This window comes from Pseudomonas helvetica (assembly GCF_039908645.1).
Lineage (GTDB): Bacteria > Pseudomonadota > Gammaproteobacteria > Pseudomonadales > Pseudomonadaceae > Aquipseudomonas > Aquipseudomonas helvetica.
Map to the genome: position 1 here is coordinate 425060 of NZ_CP150917.1, position 23464 is coordinate 448523.

The window sequence follows — 23464 nt, forward strand, 5'->3', positions numbered from 1 at the left end:
GGCGACTCACTTTTGCAGACGCCCAAAAGTAAGCAAAACGCTTCGCCCCAAGCGTACGGCACCTCGCCTAGGCTCGGCGTACCCTCACTCCGGTGTCCATCAGGGGGCATCGCCTACGGTCTGCTTCGCGACGACCTCCTCTCGATGTGTCCGGCTGCGCCGTACGGCGCTGCGCGCCCACCCCCTGATGAACACCTGCGCTCGGCCTCCCGAAGGGGCGGGTGGATCAAGATCAACAGCAAAGCACGGCGGCCTACCGGCCGGCCTGAGTGGTAAGAGCGCGTACGGCTTAGATCTCGTTCCCACGCGCAGCAAAGGAATGCCGCCAGGGACGCTCCGCGTTCCGCTTCACGAGCTGACGGGGAGCGTGGGAACGATCATTTGTGTAATGCCCGTAGGATGAGCTCGGAACTTGATGACAGCATCACGGGCAACGTAGAAATCTCTGACAAGTCTTTAAGGTTGCCTCTCGGAAGCGTGGCCTCTAGCCTTTGATCGTCGCTGCCAATTCAGCGACCGGATTTGACCGTCCGTGTAAATCAAGGCGCACCAGTGCCCAAGACCTGTTTCAGGCGATTTTTTCGTCTGGGGTATCGTGTCATGGCGGCTGTGCGTGGGACACCTTCGGGTGTGCCGGGTCCCTTGATTCCCGGTCTGTCAATCCGCGTACAGCTGCCACCTCCAGAAACTAAAAAGCCCCGCCTTCAAACGAAGAGTGGGGCTTTTTGTTGGGGCTGCGCGATCAGAACAGGTCGATCGGCGCCGCTTCGTCCGCGGGCAGTGGGCTGCCCGGTGCATTGCCGTTGCCCAGTTCGTTGATCGATGGCGGGGAGTCTTCGGACTTGAACAGCTCGAAGTAGGCGCCAGGCGTGCTTGGGGTGGCCGCACGGCCGCTGACCGGGTCAACCCGCAGGCTGAGGATGCCTTCCGGCTCGGCCTGGGTATGCGGTGGTTTGCCTTTGAGCGCGGCGCTCATGTAGTTCATCCAGATCGGCAGCGCCACGGTGCCGCCGAACTCGCGCTTGCCGAGGCTTTCCGGTTGGTCGAAACCGGTCCAGACCGTGGTCACGTAATCGGCGTTGTAGCCCGAGAACCAGGCATCCTTGGATTCGTTGGTGGTCCCGGTCTTGCCCGCGATGTCGCTGCGGCCCATGGACAGGGCGCGACGTCCGGTACCGAGCTTGATCACGTCTTCGAGCATGCTGTTGAGGATGAAGGTGGTGCGCCCGTCGATGATCCGTTCTGCGACGGCCGGTGCTTGTACGGTGGTTTGCGTTGCCGGGGCTTCACCTGGCGTCGGGTTGACCGTAAAGGTGTTGCTCACCGGCGCTGCAATCCCGTTGCTGGCGATATCGCCTTTCGGCACGCTTGGCGGGTTGGCGACGAACAGCGTGTCACCGTTGCGGCTTTCGATCTTGTCGATGATGTACGGGGTGATCTTGTAGCCGCCGTTGGCAAAGGTGCTCCAGCCGGTGGCGATTTCCATTGGCGTCAGCGTTGCAGTGCCCAAGGCCAGCGACAGGTTGCGCGGCAGGTCCTGCTTGTTGAAACCGAACTTGCTGATGTAGTCGATGGTGCGATCGACGCCCAGTGCCTGGAGCAGGCGGATCGATACCAGGTTGCGCGACTTGTAGAGCGCTTCACGCATGCGGATCGGGCCGAGGAAGGTGTTGGTGTCGTTCTTCGGACGCCAGACCTTGTCCAGGTACTCGTCGACGAACACGATCGGGGCGTCGTTGACCAGCGTTGCCGGGGTGTAGCCGTTATCCAGCGCAGCGCTGTAGACGAATGGCTTGAAGCTCGAGCCCGGTTGGCGCTTGGCCTGCATGGCGCGGTTGTAGTTGCTCTGCTCGAACGCGAAGCCGCCGACCAGCGCGCGGATGGCGCCGTTTTGCGGGTCCAGCGAAACCAGTGCGCTTTGGGCGACCGGAATCTGGCTGAACTTCAGGGCGTTGTCCGCTTGGCGCTGTACGCGAATCAGGTCACCGACCTGGGCGACGTCCGATGGCTGCTTCGGTGCCGGGCCCATGCTGTTGGTGTTCAGGAACGGGCGCGCCCATTTCATGCTGTCCCAGCTGACATGTTCTTCGCCGTTGCGGGTCAGGACCTGCACGCCGTTTTTCTCGATCAGAGTGACGATGGCTGGTTCCAGGCCGCTGATGGTGCGCTGTTTGGTCAGTTCCGTGGCCCAGGCAGCAGGCGTCTTGCCTGGCAGGCGGGATTCAGGGCCGCGATAGCCGTGACGCTGGTCGTAGGTGATCAAGCCTTCATGGACGGCGGTGTTGGCCATTTCCTGAAGGTTGCTCGGCACGGTGGTGGTGACGCGGAAACCTTCGGTGTAGGCATCGCTGCCATAACGACCAACCATTTCGGCGCGGGCCATTTCGGCGATGTACGGCGCGTTCACTTCCGGCGTCGGCACGTGATAGCTGGCGTTCAGCGGCTCGTTGATCGCGGCCTGATACGCCGCTTCGTCAATTTTCCCGAGCTTGTACATGCGGCCCAGGATCCAGTCGCGACGTTCTTTGCTGCGCGCGGGGTTGGCCAGCGGGTTGAAGCGCGAAGGGGCTTTCGGCAGGCCGGCGATCATCGCCATCTGCGCCAGGCTGACGTCGCGGATCGACTTGCCGTAATACACCTGCGCCGCCGCCTCGATGCCGTAGGCGCGGTTGCCCAGATAGATCTTGTTCACGTAGAGCTCAAGGATCTCGTCCTTGGTCAGCTGACGCTCGATTTGCAGGGCCAGGAGGATTTCCGTGGTCTTGCGCGAGAAGCTGCGCTCGCTGGTGAGGAAGAAGTTCTTCGCCACCTGCATGGTGATGGTGCTGCCGCCGGATTGAATGTGTCCGCTTTTGACCAGTTGGCTCGCGGCACGCATCAGGCTGCTGGGGTCGACGCCATAGTGATTGGCGAAGTTGTCGTCTTCGGCACTGAGTAACGCATTGATGAAATTCGGTGGGATGTCGGCGAAGCGGATCGGTGTGCGGCGCATTTCGCCAAACTCGGCGATCAATTTGCCGTCGCTGCTGTAGACCCGCAAAGGAATCTGCAACTGAATGCTTCTCAGCGCCTCCACGGATGGCAATCCCGGACTAAGGTAAAGAAAAGCGCCGCTCAGACCGAGGAGCAGTCCGCAGAAAACGGCGACGATGGACCACCCGAAAAATTTCAGCAGACGAATCAAGGCTTTTGGACATCCAGGGTAAAGAATGAATTAGGCGTCAGGGCATTCAAGGTAAGCAAGGGTCGACCCGCGCTTGAGAAAGCGGAAAAAACGCTGGCCATTATAAGCATTTTTCCGCCAAAAGCGCATTTGGCGCCTCTGTCAAGACGCAGCTATTGAACGCAATGAATCATAAAGAGTCCGTAACTCACGGATAGTCATAGGGAATTGCAAGTGCTGGGACTCTTCAATAAAAAAAGCCGCACGCTTTTGGGGATCGATATCAGCTCCACTTCGGTGAAGCTTCTCGAGCTAAGCCGTGCAGGCAATCGATACCGGGTCGAAGCCTACGCGGTAGAGCCGCTGCCGACCAACGCCGTGGTCGAGAAAAATATCGCCGAACTCGAAGGCGTCGGGCAGGCGTTGTCCCGGGTGTTGCTCAAGGCCAAAACCAGCGTCAAGAGTGTCGCGGTGGCGGTTGCCGGATCGGCGGTCATCACCAAGATCATCGAAATGGACGCCGGGCTTTCCCCCGATGAAATGGAAAATCAGCTGAAGATTGAAGCTGACCAGTACATCCCCTATCCCCTCGAAGAAGTCGCCATCGATTTTGAAGTGCAGGGCGCCTCCCGGCGTAATCCCGAGCGGGTCGACGTATTGCTGGCGGCCTGTCGCAAGGAAAACGTCGAAGTTCGCGAAGCTGCGCTGGCCCTTGCCGGCCTGACCGCACAGGTCGTCGATGTCGAGGCGTACGCGCTGGAGCGTTCATTCGGCTTGCTGACGGCACAGTTGGCCGGCGTGACCGAGCGTTCGACGGTGGCCGTGGTCGACATCGGCGCCACCATGACCACCTTGAGCGTGCTGTCCAACGGCCGAATCATCTACACCCGCGAGCAGTTGTTCGGCGGTCGTCAGTTGACGGAGGAAATCCAGCGCCGCTATGGCATGACGGTTGAGCAGGCCGGTCTTGGAAAAAAACAGGGTGGCTTGCCTGAAGACTACGTCAGCGAAGTCCTGCAACCGTTCCGCGAGGCGCTGGTGCAGCAGGTTTCGCGATCGTTGCAGTTCTTTTTCGCCTCGGGTCAGTACAACGCGATCGACTACATCCTGCTGGCCGGTGGCACAGCCTCGGTCACCGGGCTGGATCGACTGATCGAGCAGCGCCTGGGCACGCCGACGCAGGTGGCCAATCCGTTTGCGGACATGACATTGAGCAGCAAGGTCAACGCCAGTGCCCTGGCCAGTGATGCGCCGGCGCTGATGATTGCCTGCGGCCTGGCGCTGAGGAGTTTCGACTGATGGCGCGGATCAATCTTCTCCCTTGGCGCGAAGAGCTGCGTGAGGAGCGTCGCAAGCGCTTCCTGTTGGGGTTGGCCGGCGCGCTGGCGGCGGCGGTCGGGGTAATTTTGCTGGGTGATCACGCCATCAGCAGTGCGATTGATCGACAGGTCGCCCGCAACGATTACGTCGGCAAACAGATCGCCGTGCTGGATGACCGGATCAAGCAGATCAGCGATCTGAAAACCCGTCGTCGGCAACTCGTGGAGCGGATGCGGATCATCCAGGACTTGCAAGGCAATCGATCGGTCAGCGCACGTATTTTCGATCAACTGGCGCGCAGGCTGCCGGACGGGGTGTATTTCACCGACGTGAAGCTGGTCGATAAAACGCTGTCCATCAGCGGGGCGGCAGAGTCGAACAATCGCGTCTCGGAGTTGTTGCGCAACCTCGATGCCTCCGACCGGTTCGAGTCGCCGAACCTGACCGAGGTCAAAGCGACCACGGCCGGCGCGCTGGATCAGGCCAACGTGTTTCAGTTGACCGTTCGTCAGTCTCAACCGGCCGCAGCGGAGGACGCGAAATGAGCCCGTCCCAATGGTTCGAGGGGTTGCGCAAGGTCGATATCAACGACCTGGACCTGAACAACATAGGCTCCTGGCCCACGGCGATCAAAGGCCTGGCCAGCGGGCTGCTGATCGTGCTGGTGCTGGCGCTGGGTTACAGCTTTTACCTCAAGGATCTTGAAGATCAGCTTGAGCAGGCCCGCGTCGGGGAAGCCACCCTCAAGGAGCAGTTCGCGAGCAAGGCGCACATGGCGGCCAATCTGGAGCGCTACATCGAGCAGATGAAAGCAATGGAAACCTCCTTCGGCGTGCTCCTGCGACAGTTACCCGGCGATACCGAGGTGCCCGGTCTGCTGGAAGATATCACTCGCACCGGATTGGGCAGCGGGCTGGAGTTTGAAGAGATCAAGCTGCTGCCGGAAGTCACCCAGCAGTTCTACATCGAGTTACCGATCCAGATCACTGTCACTGGCGCCTACCATGACCTGGCGACCTTCGTCAGTGGCGTCGCCAACCTCCCGCGGATCGTCACCCTGCACGATTTCAACGTCGAGCCGGTTGTTCCGGGCAGCGGCGCGAAACTGCGCATGAACATCCTGGCCAAGACTTACCGCTACAACGACAAGGGGCTGCAGAAATGAACGCGGCCCGATGGTTTTCGCTGGCTGTGCTGCTGGGAGGGCTTGCCGGTTGTGGCAACGGTAACGACTTCAGCGATCTGGACGCCTACATGAACGAGGTGCGTCTGCACCCGCCCGGCAAGATCGAGCCGGTGCCGACGTTCAGGTCCTACGAGACATTCACTTACAGTGCTGCGTCGTTGCGCAGTCCGTTTTCACCGCAGATCAGGGTCGACCTTGCAGGTCGAAAACCGGGGGCACGCAACGTCAAGCCCGATCCGAACCGGGTCAAGCAATACCTTGAAGGTTTCAACATCGAGCAGTTTGAAATGGTCGGCACTATTTCCAATGCGTCCGGCGCCTTTGCGCTGCTGCGCGGTGCCGGTGGGGTGCATCGGCTGAAGGTCGGTGACTACCTGGGGCGCAACGATGGCCGGATCGTGGTCATCAGCGACTCGCAAGTCGATGTGGTCGAAATCGTTCCCGATGGCCAAGGTGCCTGGCTGGAGCGAGCGCGGACTATTCCTTTGAAAGAGCACTCATAGTGGAACTCGTATCATGAACAGGATCTTCTCAACCCTCGGTTTTTCGCTATGGATGGCGCTGCTTTCTCCGATGGTGCAGGCAGCCAATCTCAAAGCGCTGGATGTCGCCGCGCTGCCGGGTGATCGCATCGAGTTGAAACTGGCTTTCGACGGGCCACCGCCCGCGCCTCATGGCTATACCACCGATCAGCCGGCACGCATCGCCCTTGATCTGCCGGGTGTGAGCAGCCAACTGGCGAGCAAGACGCGGGATCTGGGAGGCGGCAACGCCCGCAGTGCGACAGTGGTCGAGGCCAAGGACCGCACCCGTTTGATCATCAACCTGACGCAGTTGACGCCTTACAGCACGCGAGTCGAGGGCAATACGCTGTTCGTGGTGGTTGGGCAGGCTGCTGCCGCTCAGAAACCCCGATCCGCGGCACCGCGAGTGGCGAGCGCCATGCCAGTGGCCGCCAAGACTTATGCTCCCGTGAGCAAGGCCATTCGCGGCGTGGACTTTCAGCGCGGTGCGCAGGGTGAAGGCAATGTCGTCATTGATTTGTCAGACCCTGGTATCAGTCCGGACATCCAGGAGCGTGATGGCAAGATCATCCTCACATTCGCCAAAACCCAGTTGCCTGAACGGTTGCGGGTTCGCCTGGACGTCAAGGATTTCGCCACGCCGGTGCAGTTCGTCAATGCCAGTGCGTCCGCCGATAAAGCGAGCATCAGCATCGAGCCCGGTGGCACATACGACTATTCGACCTACCAGACCGACAACAAGCTGACCGTCAGCGTCCGCCCGATGACTGTCGACGATCTGCAGAAGCGCAACGCAGATCGTTTCGCCTACAGCGGTGAGAAGCTGTCGTTGAATTTTCAGGACATCGATGTGCGCTCGGTGCTGCAACTGATCGCCGACTTTACCAACCTCAACCTGGTGGCCAGCGACACGGTGCAGGGCGGCATCACCTTGCGCCTGCAAAACGTGCCGTGGGATCAGGCGCTGGATCTGGTGCTCAAGACCAAAGGGTTGGACAAGCGCAAGATCGGTAACGTCTTGCTGGTCGCGCCGGCAGATGAGATTGCCGCCCGCGAGCGCCAGGAGCTGGAGTCGCGCAAACAGATCGCCGAGCTGGCGCCACTGCGCCGTGAGCTGTTGCAGGTCAACTACGCCAAGGCGGCGGATATCGCCAAGCTGTTCCAGTCGGTGACCAGCGCCGAGGCGAAAGTCGACGAGCGTGGTTCGATCACTGTCGACGAGCGAACCAACAATATCATCGCCTACCAGACCCAGGATCGCCTGGATGAGCTACGGCGAATCGTCGCTCAGCTGGATATTCCGGTACGCCAGGTGATGATCGAGGCGCGGATCGTCGAAGCCAACGTCGACTACGACAAAAGCCTCGGCGTGCGTTGGGGCGGCTCGGTCCGCAACAAGGGTAACTGGAATGCCTCCGGGGTCAGCAACGGGGCCAACGCCTCATCGACCATTGGTACACCGGGCAGCACCAGCACCAACTCACCGTTCGTCGATATGGGCGCGGCAGGGAATACATCGGGGATCGGCATCGCCTTCATCACCGATAACGTGTTGCTGGACCTTGAGCTGACGGCCATGGAGAAGACCGGTAACGGGGAAATCGTCTCTCAACCCAAAGTGGTCACCTCCGACAAGGAAACCGCGAAGATCCTCAAGGGTACGGAAATCCCCTATCAGGAAGCCAGCTCCAGCGGCGCGACATCGGTGGCGTTCAAGGAGGCCTCGCTGTCTCTGGAGGTGACGCCGCAGATCACCCCGGATAACCGCATCATCATGGAGGTCAAGGTCACCAAGGATGAGCCGGACTACCTGAACAAAGTGCAGGATGTGCCGCCGATCAAGAAGAACGAGGTCAATGCCAAGGTACTGGTCAACGATGGCGAAACCATCGTCATTGGCGGGGTTTTCTCAAATACTCAGAGCAAGGTTGTAGATAAGGTGCCATTTCTCGGTGATGTGCCGTATCTTGGCCGCCTTTTCCGGCGTGACGTGGTGTCGGAGAAAAAATCCGAGCTGCTGGTATTTCTCACTCCGCGTATCATGAATAACCAGGCGATTGCTGTGAGTCATTGATTCTGTGCGAAATTTGATTCTTGTTGGGCCGATGGGTGCTGGAAAAAGCACCATCGGTCGCTTGTTGGCCAAAGAGCTGCGCCTGCCGTTCAAGGATTCCGATAAGGAAATTGAATTGCGCACGGGCGCCAATATCCCGTGGATCTTCGACAAAGAAGGCGAGCCCGGCTTTCGCGACCGCGAGCAGGCGATGATCGCCGAGCTGTGCGCGCTTGATGGCGTGGTGCTGGCGACGGGTGGTGGCGCAGTGATGCGCGAAGCCAATCGTCGGGCGCTGCATGCTGGCGGGCGTGTGGTGTATCTGCATGCGTCCGTCGAGCAGCAGGTCGGGCGCACCGCGCGTGATCGTAATCGTCCTCTGTTGCGCACCGCCGATCCGGCAAAAACCCTCCGTGATCTGCTGGCATTACGCGATCCGCTGTATCGGGAGATCGCCGACCTGGTGGTGGAAACCGATGAGCGGCCGCCGCGGATGGTGGTCCTGGACATCCTGGAGCGCTTGCAGCAGCTGCCTCCCCGTTAATGCGCAGGACGAAATGCGCTATCCTCGGCTCCGGTCATGACCGTTCGAAGGTGTGGCGCATGACGAACGGGCAGCGTCACACACGCAGATGTTGTCAGTCGATAATGTAAGGCCGGACACCTGATTCCAACTTCACTGTGGGGACACATGCAGACACTTAAGGTCGATTTAGGCGAGCGAAGCTACCCGATCCATATTGGCGAAGGGTTGCTGGATCAGCCCGAACTGCTGGCGCCGCATATCGCCGGGCGGCAAGTCGCGATCATCTCCAACGAGACCGTTGCGCCGCTGTATCTAGAGCGTCTGACCCGCAGCCTTGCACAGTTTTCGGTGATCTCCGTGGTTCTGCCTGACGGTGAAGCCTTCAAGAACTGGGAAACCCTGCAAACCATCTTTGACGGCCTGCTCACCGCTCGCCATGACCGCCGCACCACCGTGATCGCCTTGGGCGGCGGTGTGATAGGCGACATGGCCGGTTTTGCCGCTGCTTGTTACCAGCGTGGTGTCGATTTCATCCAGGTTCCGACCACCTTGCTGTCGCAAGTCGACTCTTCGGTGGGCGGCAAGACCGGCATCAACCACCCGTTGGGCAAAAACATGATTGGCGCCTTCTATCAGCCGAACGTCGTGTTGATCGATACCGCCACGCTTAATACCTTGCCGGCTCGCGAGCTGTCGGCGGGTCTGGCGGAAGTCATCAAGTACGGGTTGATCTGCGATGAGCCGTTCCTCACCTGGCTCGAAGACAACGTCGATCGCTTGCGGGCACTGGATCAAACGGCCCTGACCTACGCTATCGAACGCTCCTGCGCGGCCAAGGCTGCTGTGGTCGGTGCCGACGAACGCGAGTCTGGGGTGCGCGCTACGCTCAATTTGGGCCATACCTTCGGCCACGCCATCGAAACCCACATGGGCTATGGTGTCTGGCTACATGGTGAAGCGGTGGCTGCTGGCACTGTAATGGCCTTGGAAATGTCTTCGCGCCTGGGCTGGATCAGCGACCAGGAGCGTGATCGCGGCATTCGCCTGTTCCAGCGGGCCGGGTTGCCGGTCATCCCGCCTTCAGTGATGACCGAAGCCGATTTTCTCGAACACATGGCAATTGACAAGAAAGTAATCGACGGTCGTTTGCGACTGGTGTTGTTGCGCCGCATGGGCGAAGCCGTAGTGACCGACGATTATCCGAAAGAGGTTTTACAGGCCACGCTGGGAGCGGATTACCGCGCCCTGGCTCAGCTTAAAGGTTAATAAGATCCCGATGACTAGTTTGCATGCCGACGAGGCGTTCCTCGGCCATTACCAGTTGAGTCACGACCCTTTCGCTCCACGGGTGCCTGGCTTCAAGTTCTTCCCTGCCCAGCGCAAGCCCGTGCTGGGGCAACTGCATCACCTGGCCCGTTATAGCCAGTTGTTGCTGGTGGTTACCGGCCCGCAAGGCAGTGGCAAGACCCTGTTGCGTCAGGCGCTGGTAGCCAGCACCAACAAGCAGTCGGTGCAGAGCGTGGTAGTTTCCGCCCGTGGCGCCGGTGATGCAGCGGGTGTGTTGCGTCAGGTGGCTCAGGCGCTGAACGTTGCCCAGGCTGAAGTCGGTGCGATTCTCAAGCAAGTGGTGCAGCTCGCACTGACCGGTCAGGAAGTCTATTTGCTGGTCGATGACGCCGAGCAGCTCGACGAGTCCGCCCTTGAAGCGCTACTGGCATTGGCGGCGGGTGCGCCGGAAGGTCGTCCGCACGTGTTCCTGTTTGGTGAGTCGTCGCTGATTGCCGAACTTGAGCAACTGAGCACCGAGGAAGAGCGCTTCCACGTCATCGAACTGCAACCTTACGCCGAAGAAGAAACCCGCGAATACCTGGCCCAGCGACTCGAAGGCGCCGGTCAGGGAATCGAACTTTTCTCTGCGAATCAGATCTCTGAGATACACGAAAGCTCCGATGGATGGCCTGGAAACATCAATCAGGTCGCCCGCGATGCGATGATCGAAGCCATGATTGCTAGCCGCTCAGCGGTCAAGCGTCCAAGTATGGGGTTCAACATGCCGAAGAAACACGTATTGGCGATATCTGCCGTAGTCGTGGTCGCGGTGGCCGCCGCCTGGTTGATGCCGGGTCGCAGCAAGGCACCAGCCACCGGCGCGCCTGCCAATGAGCAGGCGCAATTGCCACTGGGCACACCGAAACCGAATGGTGGTGCTCCGTCGGTCGAGTTCGCCGGTAATACCCAGCCGATGCCATTGCCGCTGGTCGGACAATCGCAGCCGGTTATGCGCGGCCCATTGGCGGAAGCTGCGGGCGGTATCACTGAAGGCGACGACGGCGTGCCAGTCGAAGGCTCCAGCGCCAAACCGCCTACCGTGACCACCACTGCGCCGCCAGCCGGTATTCCGGCCGGTCCGACGCCAGCCCCTGCACCAGCGCCTGCGGCCAAGCCAACGCCAGCGCCGACTCAGGTCGCAACTGCCAAGCCAGCCCCGGCACCTGCGGCCAAACCGGCTCCAGTGGCCAAACCTGCCCCAGTCGCCAAAGCTGTCGAGAAACCGGTCGAGAAACCGGCGACCGTCGCCAAAGCCGCAACCGGTGGCACCTGGTACGCAGGTCAGGCGCCGGGCAACTATGTGGTGCAAATCCTCGGCACCAGCTCTGAAGCCGCGGCGCAAAACTTCGTCAAGGAGCAGGGCGGCGAGTACCGCTATTTCAAGAAAGTCCTCAACGGCAAGCCGCTTTACGTCATCACTTACGGTAGCTTCGCCAACCGCGATGCAGCTGTTACCGCCATCAAGGCCTTGCCAGCGAAGGTTCAGGCTGGTAAACCTTGGCCTCGCTCTGTCGCCAGCGTCCAACAAGAACTGGCAACAGCTCGCTGAAGATTCGGCGGCCTTACCCAGGCCGCCTCTCCCGGCACCTCAAAATTTCTGCAAGCGCATGTGGCTGTCAAAGCCGCGTGCCTTGTGGCGTCTGCGTCACAGTAGTCTTTGAGTCGTTGCGGTCAACATTAAAAATGTTTTGACTAGCACAGCATATCGCTTTAAACCTTTCACAAATGCGACATAGATTTGCGACATTTCGTCGTCAAATTTGTGAGCCTCTGTGTCGGTGTGTACAATGACCTCCCTTTTGCCCCCGCAAAGCTGGCGTACGTTCGGCGTGGAAGGTAACTGGCTGAATTGAAAAGAAATTTGTCTCGATAAGAGGCAGCCTGGTGAGAAAGTGTCTATGAAAGCAGGTCTGTACCAACCAGATGAGTTCAAGGATAACTGCGGTTTCGGCCTGATAGCCCATATGCAGGGCGAACCCAGTCATACCCTGTTGCAAACGGCCATTGAGGCCCTGACCTGCATGACCCACCGCGGTGGGATCAACGCTGACGGCAAAACCGGCGACGGTTGCGGTCTGCTGATGCAAAAGCCCGACGTGTTCCTGCGAGCCATCGCCCAGGAAACGTTTGGTATTGAACTGCCCAAGCAATACGCCGTGGGCATGGTGTTCTTCAACCAGGACCCGGTAAAAGCCGAAGCGGCTCGCGAGAACATGAACCGCGAGATCCTGGCTGCCGGCCTGCAACTGGTGGGTTGGCGCAAAGTGCCGATCGACACCAGCGTTCTCGGCCGTCTGGCGCTCGAGCGCCTGCCGCAGATCGAACAAGTGTTCATCGGCGGTGCGGGCCTGAGCGATCAGGACATGGCCGTCAAACTGTTCACGTCCCGTCGTCGCTCGTCCGTGGCCAACGCCGCCGACCTCGACCACTACGTCTGCAGCTTTTCGCACAAGACCATCATTTACAAAGGCCTGATGATGCCGGCGGACCTGACCGCCTTCTATCCAGACCTCAGCGATCAGCGCCTGCAAACCGCAATCTGCGTGTTCCACCAGCGCTTCTCCACCAACACCCTGCCGAAATGGCCGTTGGCTCAACCGTTCCGCTTCCTCGCGCACAACGGTGAAATCAACACCATCACCGGTAACCGTAACTGGGCCCAGGCTCGTCGCACCAAGTTCACCAACGATCTGATGGATCTGGATGAACTCGGCCCGCTGGTCAATCGCGTGGGTTCCGACTCCTCGAGCATGGACAACATGCTGGAGCTGATGGTCACCGGCGGCATCGACTTGTTCCGTGGCGTGCGGATGATCATTCCGCCTGCGTGGCAGAACGTCGAGACCATGGACCCGGATCTGCGTGCATTCTACGAATACAACTCGATGCACATGGAACCGTGGGATGGCCCGGCCGGCGTGGTAATGACCGACGGTCGTTACGCGGTGTGCCTGCTCGACCGTAACGGTCTGCGTCCGGCGCGTTGGGTCACCACCAAAAACGGCTTCATTACGCTGGCCTCGGAAATCGGTGTCTGGAACTACCAGCCTGAAGACGTGATCGCCAAGGGCCGCGTTGGCCCGGGTCAGATCTTCGCCGTGGACACCGAAACCGGTCAGATCCTCGACACCGATGCCATCGACAACCGTTTGAAGTCCCGTCATCCATATAAGCAATGGCTGCGCAAGAATGCCCTGCGCATCCAGGCGACCATGGAAGACAACGACCACGGTTCGGCGTTCTATGACGTTGACCAGCTCAAGCAATACATGAAGATGTATCAGGTCACGTTCGAAGAACGTGATCAGGTGCTGCGTCCGCTCGGCGAACAAGGCTATGAAGCCGTTGGCTCCATGGGCGACGACACGCCAATGGCAGTGTTGTCCCAGCGTGTGCGCACGCCGTACGACTATTTCCGCCAGCAGTTCGCGCAGGTCACCAACCCGCCGATCGACCCGCTGCGTGAAGCCATCGTCATGTCGTTGGAAGTCTGCCTCGGTGCCGAGCGCAACATCTTCCAGGAGTCGCCGGAACACGCCTCGCGGGTGATCCTCAGCTCGCCGGTCGTTTCCCCGGCCAAGTGGCGCTCGCTGATGAACCTCGATCGTCCAGGCTTCGAACGCCAGATCATCGACCTCAACTACGACGAGGCGCTGGGCCTTGAAGCCGCGGTGCGCAACATCGCTGATCAGGCCGAAGAGGCCGTGCGTTCCGGGCGTACCCAGATCGTGCTGAGCGACCGTCACATCGCCCCAGGCAAACTGCCGGTTCACGCTTCCCTGGCCACTGGCGCGGTGCACCATCGCCTGACCGAAAAAGGCCTGCGTTGCGACAGCAACATCCTGGTCGAGACCGCCACCGCACGCGACCCGCATCACTTCGCGGTGCTGATTGGCTTCGGCGCTTCTGCGGTTTATCCGTTCCTGGCTTACGAAGTGCTAGGCGACCTGATCCGTACCGGTGAAGTGCTGGGCGACCTCTATGAGGTGTTCAAGAACTACCGCAAAGGCATCACCAAAGGCCTGCTCAAGATCCTCTCGAAGATGGGCATCTCGACCATCACCTCCTATCGCGGAGCACAACTGTTCGAAGCGATCGGTCTGTCCGAGGAAGTCTGCGACCTGAGCTTCCGTGGTGTGCCGAGCCGCATCAAGGGCGCACGGTTCGTCGACATCGAAGCCGAGCAGAAGGCCTTGGCTGCCGAAGCCTGGAGCCCGCGCAAGCCAATCCAGCAGGGCGGTTTGCTGAAGTTCGTCCACGGTGGCGAATATCACGCGTACAACCCGGACGTGGTCAGCACCCTGCAAGCCGCTGTGCAGCAGGGCGACTACAGCAAGTTCAAGGAATACACGGCGCTGGTGGACAACCGTCCGGTGTCGATGATCCGCGACCTGTTCAAGGTCAAGACCCTTGAGACACCGCTGGATATCAGTGAAATCGAACCACTGGAATCGGTGCTCAAACGCTTCGACTCCGCGGGCATCTCTCTCGGCGCATTGTCGCCGGAAGCTCACGAAGCCCTGGCCGAAGCCATGAACCGCCTTGGCGCGCGTTCCAACTCCGGTGAAGGCGGCGAAGACCCGGCGCGTTACGGCACTATCAAGAGCTCGAAAATCAAGCAGGTGGCCACTGGCCGTTTCGGTGTGACCCCGGAATACCTGGTCAACGCCGAAGTGCTGCAGATCAAGGTCGCGCAGGGCGCCAAGCCCGGCGAAGGCGGTCAACTGCCAGGCGGCAAGGTCAACGGCCTGATCGCCAAGCTGCGCTATGCAGTGCCGGGCGTGACGCTGATTTCGCCACCACCGCACCACGACATCTATTCGATCGAAGACTTGTCGCAGCTGATTTTCGACCTGAAACAAGTTAACCCGAAGGCCCTGGTCTCGGTGAAGCTGGTAGCAGAAGCCGGCGTTGGCACCATCGCCGCTGGCGTGGCCAAGGCCTATGCCGACCTGATCACCATTTCCGGTTACGACGGCGGTACTGGCGCATCGCCGCTGACCTCGATCAAGTACGCGGGCGCACCGTGGGAACTCGGCCTGGCTGAAACCCACCAGACCCTGCGCGGCAACGACTTGCGCGGCAAGGTTCGGGTGCAAACTGACGGCGGCCTGAAAACCGGCCTCGACGTGATCAAGGCGGCGATCCTCGGCGCTGAAAGCTTCGGCTTCGGCACCGCACCAATGATTGCCCTGGGCTGCAAATACCTGCGCATCTGCCACCTGAACAACTGCGCCACCGGCGTGGCGACTCAGAACGAAAAACTGCGCAAGGACCACTACATCGGTACGGTCGACATGGTGGTGAATTTCTTCACCTACGTCGCCGAAGAAACCCGTGAGTGGCTGGCGAAGCTGGGCGTACGTTCCCTCGAAGAGCTGATCGGTCGTACCGATCTGCTGGAAGTCCTCGAAGGTCAGACCGCCAAGCAGCAACACCTGGACCTGACGCCGTTGCTCGGCAGCGATCACATCCCGGCAGACAAGCCACAGTTCTGTCAGGTAGACCGCAACCCGCCGTTCGACAAAGGCCTGCTGGCCGAGAAGATGGTCGACATGGCCACTTCGGCGATCAACGACCTGAGCGGCGCCGACTTCGCTCTGGATATCTGCAACTGCGACCGTTCGATCGGCGCGCGGATCTCCGGTGAAATCGCTCGCAAACACGGCAACCAGGGCATGGCCAATGCGCCGATCACCTTCCGCTTCAAAGGGACGGCCGGTCAGAGCTTTGGCGTATGGAACGCCGGCGGCCTGAACATGTACCTCGAAGGCGATGCCAACGACTATGTCGGCAAAGGCATGACCGGCGGCAAACTGGTCATCGTTCCGCCAAAAGGCAGCGTCTACAAGACTCAGGACAGCGCCATTATCGGCAACACCTGCCTGTACGGCGCCACGGGCGGCAAGCTGTTCGCCGCCGGTACTGCGGGCGAGCGTTTCGCGGTGCGCAACTCCGGTGCTCATACCGTGGTGGAAGGCACTGGCGATCACTGCTGCGAGTACATGACCGGTGGTTTCGTCTGTGTATTGGGCAAGACCGGTTACAACTTCGGCTCAGGCATGACCGGCGGTTTCGCCTACGTGCTCGACCAGGACAACACCTTCGTTGACCGGGTCAACCACGAACTGGTTGAAATCCAGCGGATCAGCGGTGAGGCGATGGAAGCCTATCGCAGCCACCTGCAACGCGTGCTGAACGAATACGTCGAGGAAACCGACAGCGAGTGGGGTCGTAACCTCGCTGAAAACCTCGATGACTACTTGCGTCGGTTCTGGTTGGTCAAGCCTAAGGCTGCCAGCTTGAAATCGTTGCTTTCCAGCACCCGTGCCAACCCGCAGTGATATGCGCCTGAAGAGTTTGATGAGGTTTTAACAATGGCTGAACGTCTGAATAATGACTTCCAGTTCATCGAGGTCGGGCGCAAGGATCCGAAGAAGAAACTGTTGCGTCAACGCAAGAAAGAGTTCGTGGAGATCTACGAACCCTTCAAACCCCAGCAGTCGGCCGACCAGGCCCACCGCTGCCTGGGTTGCGGTAACCCGTATTGCGAATGGAAGTGCCCGGTGCACAACTTCATTCCCAACTGGCTGAAGCTGGTGGCCGAGGGCAACATCCTCGCCGCCGCCGAACTGTCGCACCAGACCAACACCCTGCCGGAAGTTTGCGGCCGGGTGTGCCCGCAGGACCGTCTGTGCGAGGGTGCGTGCACCCTTAACGACGGCTTCGGCGCGGTGACCATCGGTTCGGTCGAGAAGTACATCACCGACACCGCGTTCGCCATGGGCTGGCGCCCGGACATGTCCAAGGTCAAGCCGACCGGCAAGCGTGTCGCGGTGATCGGTGCAGGCCCTGCTGGCCTGGGCTGTGCCGACGTGCTGGTACGCGGTGGCGTGACCCCGGTGGTGTTCGACAAGAACCCGGAAATCGGCGGTCTGCTGACCTTCGGCATCCCCGAGTTCAAGCTGGAAAAGACCGTGCTGAGCAATCGCCGCGAAGTCTTCACCGGCATGGGCATCGAGTTCCGCCTGAACACTGAAATCGGCAAGGACGTGAGCATCGAGCAACTGCTCGAAGAATACGATGCCGTGTTCATGGGCATGGGCACCTACACCTACATGAAGGGCGGCTTTGCCGGTGAGGACCTGCCGGGCGTCTATGACGCGCTGGACTTCCTGATTGCCAACGTCAACCGCAACCTGGGCTTTGAAAAGTCGCCGGAAGACTTCGTCGACATGAAGGGCAAGAAGGTCGTGGTACTGGGCGGCGGCGACACGGCGATGGACTGCAACCGGACCTCGATCCGCCAGGGCGCCAAGTCGGTGACCTGTGCCTATCGTCGTGACGAAGCGAACATGCCGGGCTCGCGCAAAGAGGTGAAGAACGCCAAGGAAGAAGGCGTGAAATTCCTCTACAACCGTCAGCCAATCGCCATCGTCGGTGAGGACAAGGTTGAAGGCGTGAAGGTGGTCGAGACCCGTCTCGGCGAACCGGATGCCCGTGGCCGTCGCAGCCCCGAGCCGATCCCGGGTTCCGAAGAGATCATCCCGGCCGACGCCGTGGTCATCGCCTTCGGTTTCCGTCCGAGCCCGGCGTCGTGGTTCGAGCAGTTCAGCATCCAGACCGACAGCCAGGGCCGCGTTGTGGCCCCGGAACAGGGCCAGTACAAGCACCAGACCAGCAACCCGAAAATCTTCGCCGGTGGCGACATGGTGCGGGGTTCTGACCTGGTGGTGACGGCGATCTTCGAAGGCCGTAATGCGGCGGAAGGGATCCTGGATTACCTGGGCGTCTGACCCTCATCGCGAGTAAACCGCGTTCCCGTGGGAGCAAAGCTTGCTCGCGATAGCATCACCGCAGTAATCAGGTCGACCGAGGTGCCCGCATCGCGAGCAAGCTTTGCTCCTACGGGGGAGAGGTCGGCTCGTGAGGTGGTTCCACCGCGACAAATTGACCCGATAGACAAAAGGTTCGGCACTTGCCGTGCCTTTTGCGTCGCGCTCTGAGAAAATGCCCGCACTTTTTTTCCGGATGCCGACATGACTGCCCTGAAGAACGACCGTTTCCTTCGCGCCCTGCTCAAGCAACCCGTAGACGTCACCCCTGTGTGGATGATGCGTCAGGCCGGTCGCTACCTGCCTGAATACCGCGCCAGCCGTGCCAAGGCCGGTGATTTCATGAGCCTGTGCATGAACCCGGAGTTCGCTTGCGAAGTCACAATGCAACCTCTGGATCGTTATCCACAGCTGGATGCGGCGATCCTCTTCTCCGACATCCTGACCATCCCCGATGCCATGGGCCAAGGCCTGTACTTCGAAACCGGCGAAGGTCCGCGCTTCAAGAAAGTCGTCAGCACCCTGGCCGACGTCGAAGCCCTGCCAATTCCTGACCCACACAAAGACCTCGGCTACGTCATGGACGCGGTCAGCACCATTCGCCGCGAGCTGAACGGCCGTGTGCCGCTGATCGGCTTCTCCGGTAGCCCATGGACCCTGGCCACCTACATGGTCGAAGGCGGCTCGTCGAAAGACTTCCGCAAGACCAAGGCCATGCTCTACGACAACCCGCAAGCCATGCACCTGCTGCTGGATAAGCTCGCGCAGTCGGTCACCTCCTACCTCAACGGCCAGATCATGGCCGGCGCGCAGGCGGTGCAAATCTTCGACACCTGGGGCGGTAACCTCTCGGCAGCGGCGTACCAGGAGTTCTCCCTGGCCTACATGCGCAAAATCGTCAGCGGCCTGATCCGCGAGCACGAAGGCCGCAAAGTGCCGGTGATCCTGTTCACCAAAAACGGCGGCCTGTGGCTGGAAAGCATCGCCGACGCCGGTGCAGATGCCTTGGGCCTGGACTGGACCTGCGACATCGGCGAAGCCCGCCAGCGCGTCGGCAACAAAGTCGCCCTGCAAGGCAACATGGACCCGACCGTACTCTACGCAAAACCAGAAGCCATTCGCGCTGAAGTTGGCCGCATCCTCGCCAGCTATGGCAAAGGCAGTGGCCACGTGTTCAACCTCGGCCACGGCATCACCCCGGAAGTCGACCCGGAACATGCCGGCGCCTTCCTGCGTGCGGTGCATGAATTGTCGGCGCAATACCACCAGTAATCCTGTTCTGGATAGCTGCCAAAGCCCGTCTGACCTTTGCGTCAGACGGGCTTTTTTGTTTTTCACGTTCTTGCGGAATGTGTCGGAAGTTATTCCATTCATTGCAAGTTAGTATTACTTGCAATGTCTGATTAATCATCCTGCTGAGATTTCCCGCGTTGGTGGGGGATTCTTCCTGCATAGAGTGTTTGTTTGTATCGGTAGAGTACTTTCTCGGCTATTTGAATTGTTCGGTGCCGAGACCGATTTTTTATTCATGGATGAACAGGAGTTAATAGTGTGATCAAAGAGAATGCCAAGCCATCAACAAATGATCGGAGTTTCCGCATCATGGCCCCTAATGTTCATTGGGTAGTTTAATTGGAATGAGGAATTCATCGTATTCGGGTTGGCAGAAGTTTCTGCATTGGTTATCTGCAGTCATTATCATATGGGCGCTGGGTAGCGGGTTTTATGTTTCTCTGTTTGATGTTTCATTGGCGGTCAAGGAGTGGGTGGCGTTTGTCAATGTATCGCTGACGACAGTGTTTTTACCGTTTTTCGCTCTGCGGGTATTTCTTCATTGGCGCCACAGCCGTCATGAAAACCGTCAGCCACTCTCACCCGTCGAGTTGTTTGTATTGTTTATGCACCGACTGATTTATCTGGTGACAGGTGTTGTCATGGTGACGGGTTTTTTGATGATGGATCGGGCAATCAATGTGTTTGATGTCTTGTTGATTCCACAGCCGCTGACGAATGCTTATTTGATTGTGCTGTTTTTTAAAATACATATCGTCGCGTGCGTGCTGCTCGCACTGCTGGTTGCGTTGCATGTGGCGGCTGTTATCAAGCACGAAGCTTCAGGGCGTCGAGTACTGAAACTCATGTCCTTTCGACGCTGAGCCCCGAAGCTTCAAGCCGGTTGGTTGTTTGGCAGCAATGGCAAACGGGCCAGTTTCAACGACACCAGCAGCGCAATCATCAGCAACCCGCCGATGAACAGGCCGATGCCGTTCCAGCCGCCCAGGTGCCAGAACACCCCGCCCGCCGTGCCGGCGACACTCGAACCGGCGTAGTAGCTGAACAGGTACAGCGACGAGGCCTGGCCCTTGGCTTTGGTCGCGCGGCGGCCGATCCAGCTGCTGGCCACCGAGTGCGCGGCGAAGAAGCCGAAGGTGAAGATCAACATGCCGATGATCACCAGCGGCAATGGCGTGAACAGGGTCAGCGCAAGGCCTGCGAGCATCAGCACGATGGTTGCCCACAGGACTTTGCGCCGGCCAAGCTTGTCGGCCAATGCGCCGATTTTCGCCGAGCTGTAGATGCCCGACAGGTAGACCACCGAGAGCAAGCCAACGAAGGCCTGATCCATGTGATACGGCTCGGCCAGCAGGCGATAGCCGATGTAGTTGAACAGCGTGACGAACGCGCCCATCAGCACGAACGCTTCGAGGAACAACCACGGCAGCCCGGCGTCGCGAAAGTGCATGGTGAAGCCGTCGAGCAAGCTGCGCGGATGCAGCGAGCGGGAGCGGAAGTTGCGCGACTCGGGGAGGATTTTCCAGAACACCGCCGCCGCAATCAGCGCCAGGCCACCGATCACCAGCATCGCGGTGTGCCAGTTAACGAAGTCGATCAGTACGCCGACGATCAGCCGGCCGCACATCCCGCCAATCGCGTTGCCACCGATGTACAGTCCCATCGCCAGGCCGATGTGCTGTGGATGAATCTCTTCGCTCAAGTACGTCATGGCCACCGCCGCCAGCCCGCTGAGAGACAGCCCGACCAGCGCACGCATCACTAGCACGCCCTGCCAGCTTGGCATCATCGCACTGGCCATGGTGCACAACGCTGCCGCGAACAGCGCCGCAACCATCACCGGTTTACGACCAATGCGGTCGGAGATCGGGCCGGTGATCAGCAAGCCGATGGCGAGCATCCCGGTGGCCACCGACAGGATCAGGCTGCTCTGCGCCGCGTTGATCGAAAACTCTCGGGAAAACAGCGGCATCATCGGCTGCACGCAGTAGAGCAGGGCGAAGGTCGCAAAGCCGCCGGAGAACAGCGCCAGCACCGTACGCATGAACATCGGCGTGCCTTTTTCGATGTACACATCATTCAGTTGGGCGACCACATCGTCCAGCGCAGTAGGCGGCAATTCATGGGCGAGCGGGGCGACAGCAGTTTTCACGGGGGACCTCGGGAGAGCACGGCCAGGCAGGCAATGGAAAAATCATATAGCTGGCTAATGTTTCTATCCAATATATTGTTCGACCTGTTTGATAGGTTTAACGACCTAATGGAGTTTTCATGGAATTGCGCCATTTGCGCTACTTCATCGCCGTCGCCGAAGAACTGCATTTTGGCCGCGCCGCACAGGTGCTGGGCATCTCTCAGCCGCCGTTGAGCCAGCAGATTCAGGTGCTGGAACAGGAAGTCGGCGCACGTTTATTCGAGCGTACCAATCGTCGGGTCGAGCTCAGTGAAGCCGGTCGGCTGTTCCTCGAAGAGGCTCGGCTGGTGCTGGCCCAGGTCGACAAGGCTGCCGACGTCGCCCGTCGAGCCCAACTTGGCGAGCTGGGGGAACTGAAGATCGGCTTCACCTCATCGGCGCCGTTCAACTCGACGATCCCGCAGGCGATCTTCGCGTTTCGTCAGCGCTTCCCGGCGGTGCATCTGAACTTGCGGGAAATGAGCAGCACCCAGGTTGCCGAGGCGCTGGTGGACGAGTCGATTCAGGTCGGGATCATGCGGCCATTGCCGCTGCCGGATTCGCTGGAGGTGGTCGAGTTGACGCGTGAACCCTTGGTGGCCGTGCTCAGCTCCAAGGACCCGCTGGTGGTCGGCAGCGAGGCAGGGCTGTTTCTGTCTGCACTGGCCCACGAGCCTTTCGTGTTCTTCCCGCGCAGCTACGGCAGTGGTCTATACGCGCAACTGCTGAACCTGGCGCGTGACGCGGGTTTCAGCCCGCACTTCACCCAGGAAGCCGGTGAGGCCATGACCATCATCGGCCTGGTGGCGGCAGGACTCGGGGTGTCGGTGTTGCCGGCGTCGTATCAGCGGATGCGCATCGACGGCGTGGTCTATCGGCCCTTGCTCGACCCGCTGGCGATGTCGGCGGTGTGGCTGGTGCAGCGCAAGGACCAGAAGTCGCCGATGGCCAAGGCGTTTGTCGAGTTGCTGACGCGTAAGGTTGAGGTGACGTAGTCGGCACAGGGCGATGACAGGCTGACACCGCCGAAGGCGGAGTTTTTGTTTACCTGGCGTTGAGCACGATGTAGATCGGCGCAAGCCCCGCACCAGCAGGAAACCAGATAATCGTATCCTGATACTCAGGCGGATGCTGCGGGTTCACCAATACTTTGTAGGCTTGCTCGTTGGACGGATACACCTATACCGTCGGCAATTGCGGGGCGCCTTCCAGTGCGGGAATGGCGGGTACATCATCGGGATTTGCCGCTGAGGTCCTGGTCAGGCCTATCCCGTTGCCGATGTCGGCAACAAACTTTTCGCCGTCCTGAGTGGCTTTGATGACCGGGACAAACTCCCAGTCTTTCTTTCCACCCGTGTAGAAGCCGTAAGCGCTGACGGAACCGTCCGGCAGTGTCTTCACGTTGATGCGGACATGGGTTCGCCCGGTATCAGCGTTGCGTACTGTTCGTTTTTGTAGAAGGCGCTGTCGGGCGAAAGGCTGGTGTTCGGTATCAGTAGCGCAACGGTGCCAACCGCTGCGCCAGCCGTCACACCTGCCGAGTCTGTCAGCAGGGTGAGTGCGAGCGAGCCGCCGAGACGTTGGGCAATAGCGCCGCAGGTTGCCGAACCACCGACCAGTTTCAGATGTATCCCTTCGACGGTGATCGCTGCGCCGGTGCCAAGCACCGCCCACACGCCGTAGTTAGCCAGTTTCTCGAGAGGGACAAACCCGGAGGTGTTGTTGTGATTGATGACGCCGTCGGGGAGGTTGCAGCTCTTGGTGAACACGCAACCCTTGAGGTGTGAATCAGGCCGTGTTTCGGGCGCATTCTGCTGTTTTCTTTGATACGCCTCCCAGCGGGTGTTGGCGTCCAGCTGGTTTTTTTCGATTTTGGCGAATGTCGCTGCACCGGCCTCCTGGAAGGTCCGGGTCTCTTCCCGGGTGGGGAGTCGTCTTGGGGCGGGCAGAAAGTCCGGGGTTTCAGGGAAACCGAGCTTTTTCATCAGCGCTTCTTGTTCGTCCTTGGGCAATCCCGGCCTTAGGCTGGGGCAGCCTTGACCCTACCGAGAATCGGGATAGT

General features: G+C 59.9%; 15 protein-coding genes and 1 pseudogene. 13 read left to right on the forward strand and 3 right to left on the reverse strand.

Features of this window, described 5'->3' with window-relative positions; all coding sequences use genetic code 11:
- Window positions 1-742: 742 nt before the first annotated feature.
- Window positions 743-3184, reverse strand: a complete 2442-nt coding sequence (locus AABM55_RS01905; RefSeq protein ID WP_347928674.1) for a penicillin-binding protein 1A — start codon at window positions 3182-3184, stop codon at window positions 743-745.
- Between the two features lie 213 nt (window positions 3185-3397).
- Here AABM55_RS01905 and AABM55_RS01910 point away from each other — a divergent pair, with 213 nt between their 5' ends.
- The 12 genes from AABM55_RS01910 (at window position 3398) to AABM55_RS01965 (ending at window position 20092) form a co-directional block, all read left to right on the forward strand.
- Window positions 3398-4462 (forward strand): pilus assembly protein PilM, encoded by a 1065-nt coding sequence (locus AABM55_RS01910; protein ID WP_347928675.1) that lies wholly within the window; start codon window positions 3398-3400, stop codon window positions 4460-4462.
- Complete coding sequence (locus AABM55_RS01915; RefSeq protein ID WP_103317115.1) at window positions 4462-5028, forward strand: PilN domain-containing protein; 567 nt, start codon at window positions 4462-4464, stop codon at window positions 5026-5028. Before AABM55_RS01910 ends, AABM55_RS01915 begins: the two co-directional genes overlap by 1 nt.
- Window positions 5025-5648, forward strand: a complete 624-nt coding sequence (gene pilO, locus AABM55_RS01920) for a type 4a pilus biogenesis protein PilO (RefSeq protein WP_347928676.1) — start codon at window positions 5025-5027, stop codon at window positions 5646-5648. The genes AABM55_RS01915 and pilO overlap by 4 nt, the downstream gene beginning before the upstream one ends.
- Window positions 5645-6172, forward strand: a complete 528-nt coding sequence (locus AABM55_RS01925) for a pilus assembly protein PilP (protein WP_347928677.1) — start codon at window positions 5645-5647, stop codon at window positions 6170-6172. The genes pilO and AABM55_RS01925 overlap by 4 nt, the downstream gene beginning before the upstream one ends.
- Before the next feature lie 13 nt (window positions 6173-6185).
- Window positions 6186-8267, forward strand: coding sequence for a type IV pilus secretin PilQ (gene pilQ, locus AABM55_RS01930; RefSeq protein ID WP_347928678.1), 2082 nt, complete (start codon window positions 6186-6188; stop codon window positions 8265-8267).
- Between the two features lie 4 nt (window positions 8268-8271).
- Entirely contained in the window at window positions 8272-8790 is a 519-nt protein-coding gene (aroK, locus tag AABM55_RS01935; protein ID WP_054595232.1) for a shikimate kinase AroK, read from the forward strand.
- A gap of 147 nt (window positions 8791-8937) precedes the next feature.
- Complete coding sequence (gene aroB, locus AABM55_RS01940; RefSeq protein WP_054595233.1) at window positions 8938-10038, forward strand: 3-dehydroquinate synthase; 1101 nt, start codon at window positions 8938-8940, stop codon at window positions 10036-10038.
- Window positions 10039-10048: 10 nt separating this feature from the next.
- On the forward strand, window positions 10049-11650 hold the full coding sequence (locus tag AABM55_RS01945) for an AAA family ATPase (RefSeq protein ID WP_103317123.1): 1602 nt from the start codon (window positions 10049-10051) through the stop codon (window positions 11648-11650).
- Between the two features lie 349 nt (window positions 11651-11999).
- A complete protein-coding gene (gene gltB, locus AABM55_RS01950) occupies window positions 12000-16445 on the forward strand; it encodes a glutamate synthase large subunit (RefSeq protein WP_103317125.1) in 4446 nt (1481 codons plus the stop codon).
- A gap of 33 nt (window positions 16446-16478) precedes the next feature.
- Window positions 16479-17897 (forward strand): FAD-dependent oxidoreductase, encoded by a 1419-nt coding sequence (locus AABM55_RS01955; RefSeq protein WP_054595236.1) that lies wholly within the window; start codon window positions 16479-16481, stop codon window positions 17895-17897.
- A 243-nt stretch (window positions 17898-18140) separates the two neighbouring features.
- Window positions 18141-19208: a uroporphyrinogen decarboxylase gene (gene hemE / locus AABM55_RS01960; RefSeq protein WP_054595237.1), complete on the forward strand. Its 1068-nt coding sequence runs from the start codon at window positions 18141-18143 to the stop codon at window positions 19206-19208.
- A 365-nt stretch (window positions 19209-19573) separates the two neighbouring features.
- Window positions 19574-20092 carry a cytochrome b gene (locus AABM55_RS01965; protein ID WP_103317128.1) on the forward strand — a complete coding sequence of 173 codons (519 nt, stop codon included), beginning with the start codon at window positions 19574-19576 and terminating at the stop codon, window positions 20090-20092.
- 11 nt (window positions 20093-20103) lie between these two features.
- Here the strand turns inward: AABM55_RS01965 and AABM55_RS01970 are convergent, their stop codons facing one another.
- The gene (locus AABM55_RS01970; protein WP_347928679.1) at window positions 20104-21381 is read right to left on the reverse strand and encodes an MFS transporter; all 1278 of its coding nucleotides are present in this window, start codon (window positions 21379-21381) and stop codon (window positions 20104-20106) included.
- A 119-nt stretch (window positions 21382-21500) separates the two neighbouring features.
- On the opposite strand from AABM55_RS01970, the gene AABM55_RS01975 reads away from it, so the two are divergent.
- Window positions 21501-22397 (forward strand): LysR substrate-binding domain-containing protein, encoded by an 897-nt coding sequence (locus AABM55_RS01975; protein WP_347928680.1) that lies wholly within the window; start codon window positions 21501-21503, stop codon window positions 22395-22397.
- A gap of 52 nt (window positions 22398-22449) precedes the next feature.
- Here AABM55_RS01975 and AABM55_RS01980 read toward each other — a convergent pair.
- Window positions 22450-23387: pseudogene (locus AABM55_RS01980) on the reverse strand (S-type pyocin domain-containing protein); the annotation flags it as partial.
- Window positions 23388-23464 lie beyond the last annotated feature (77 nt).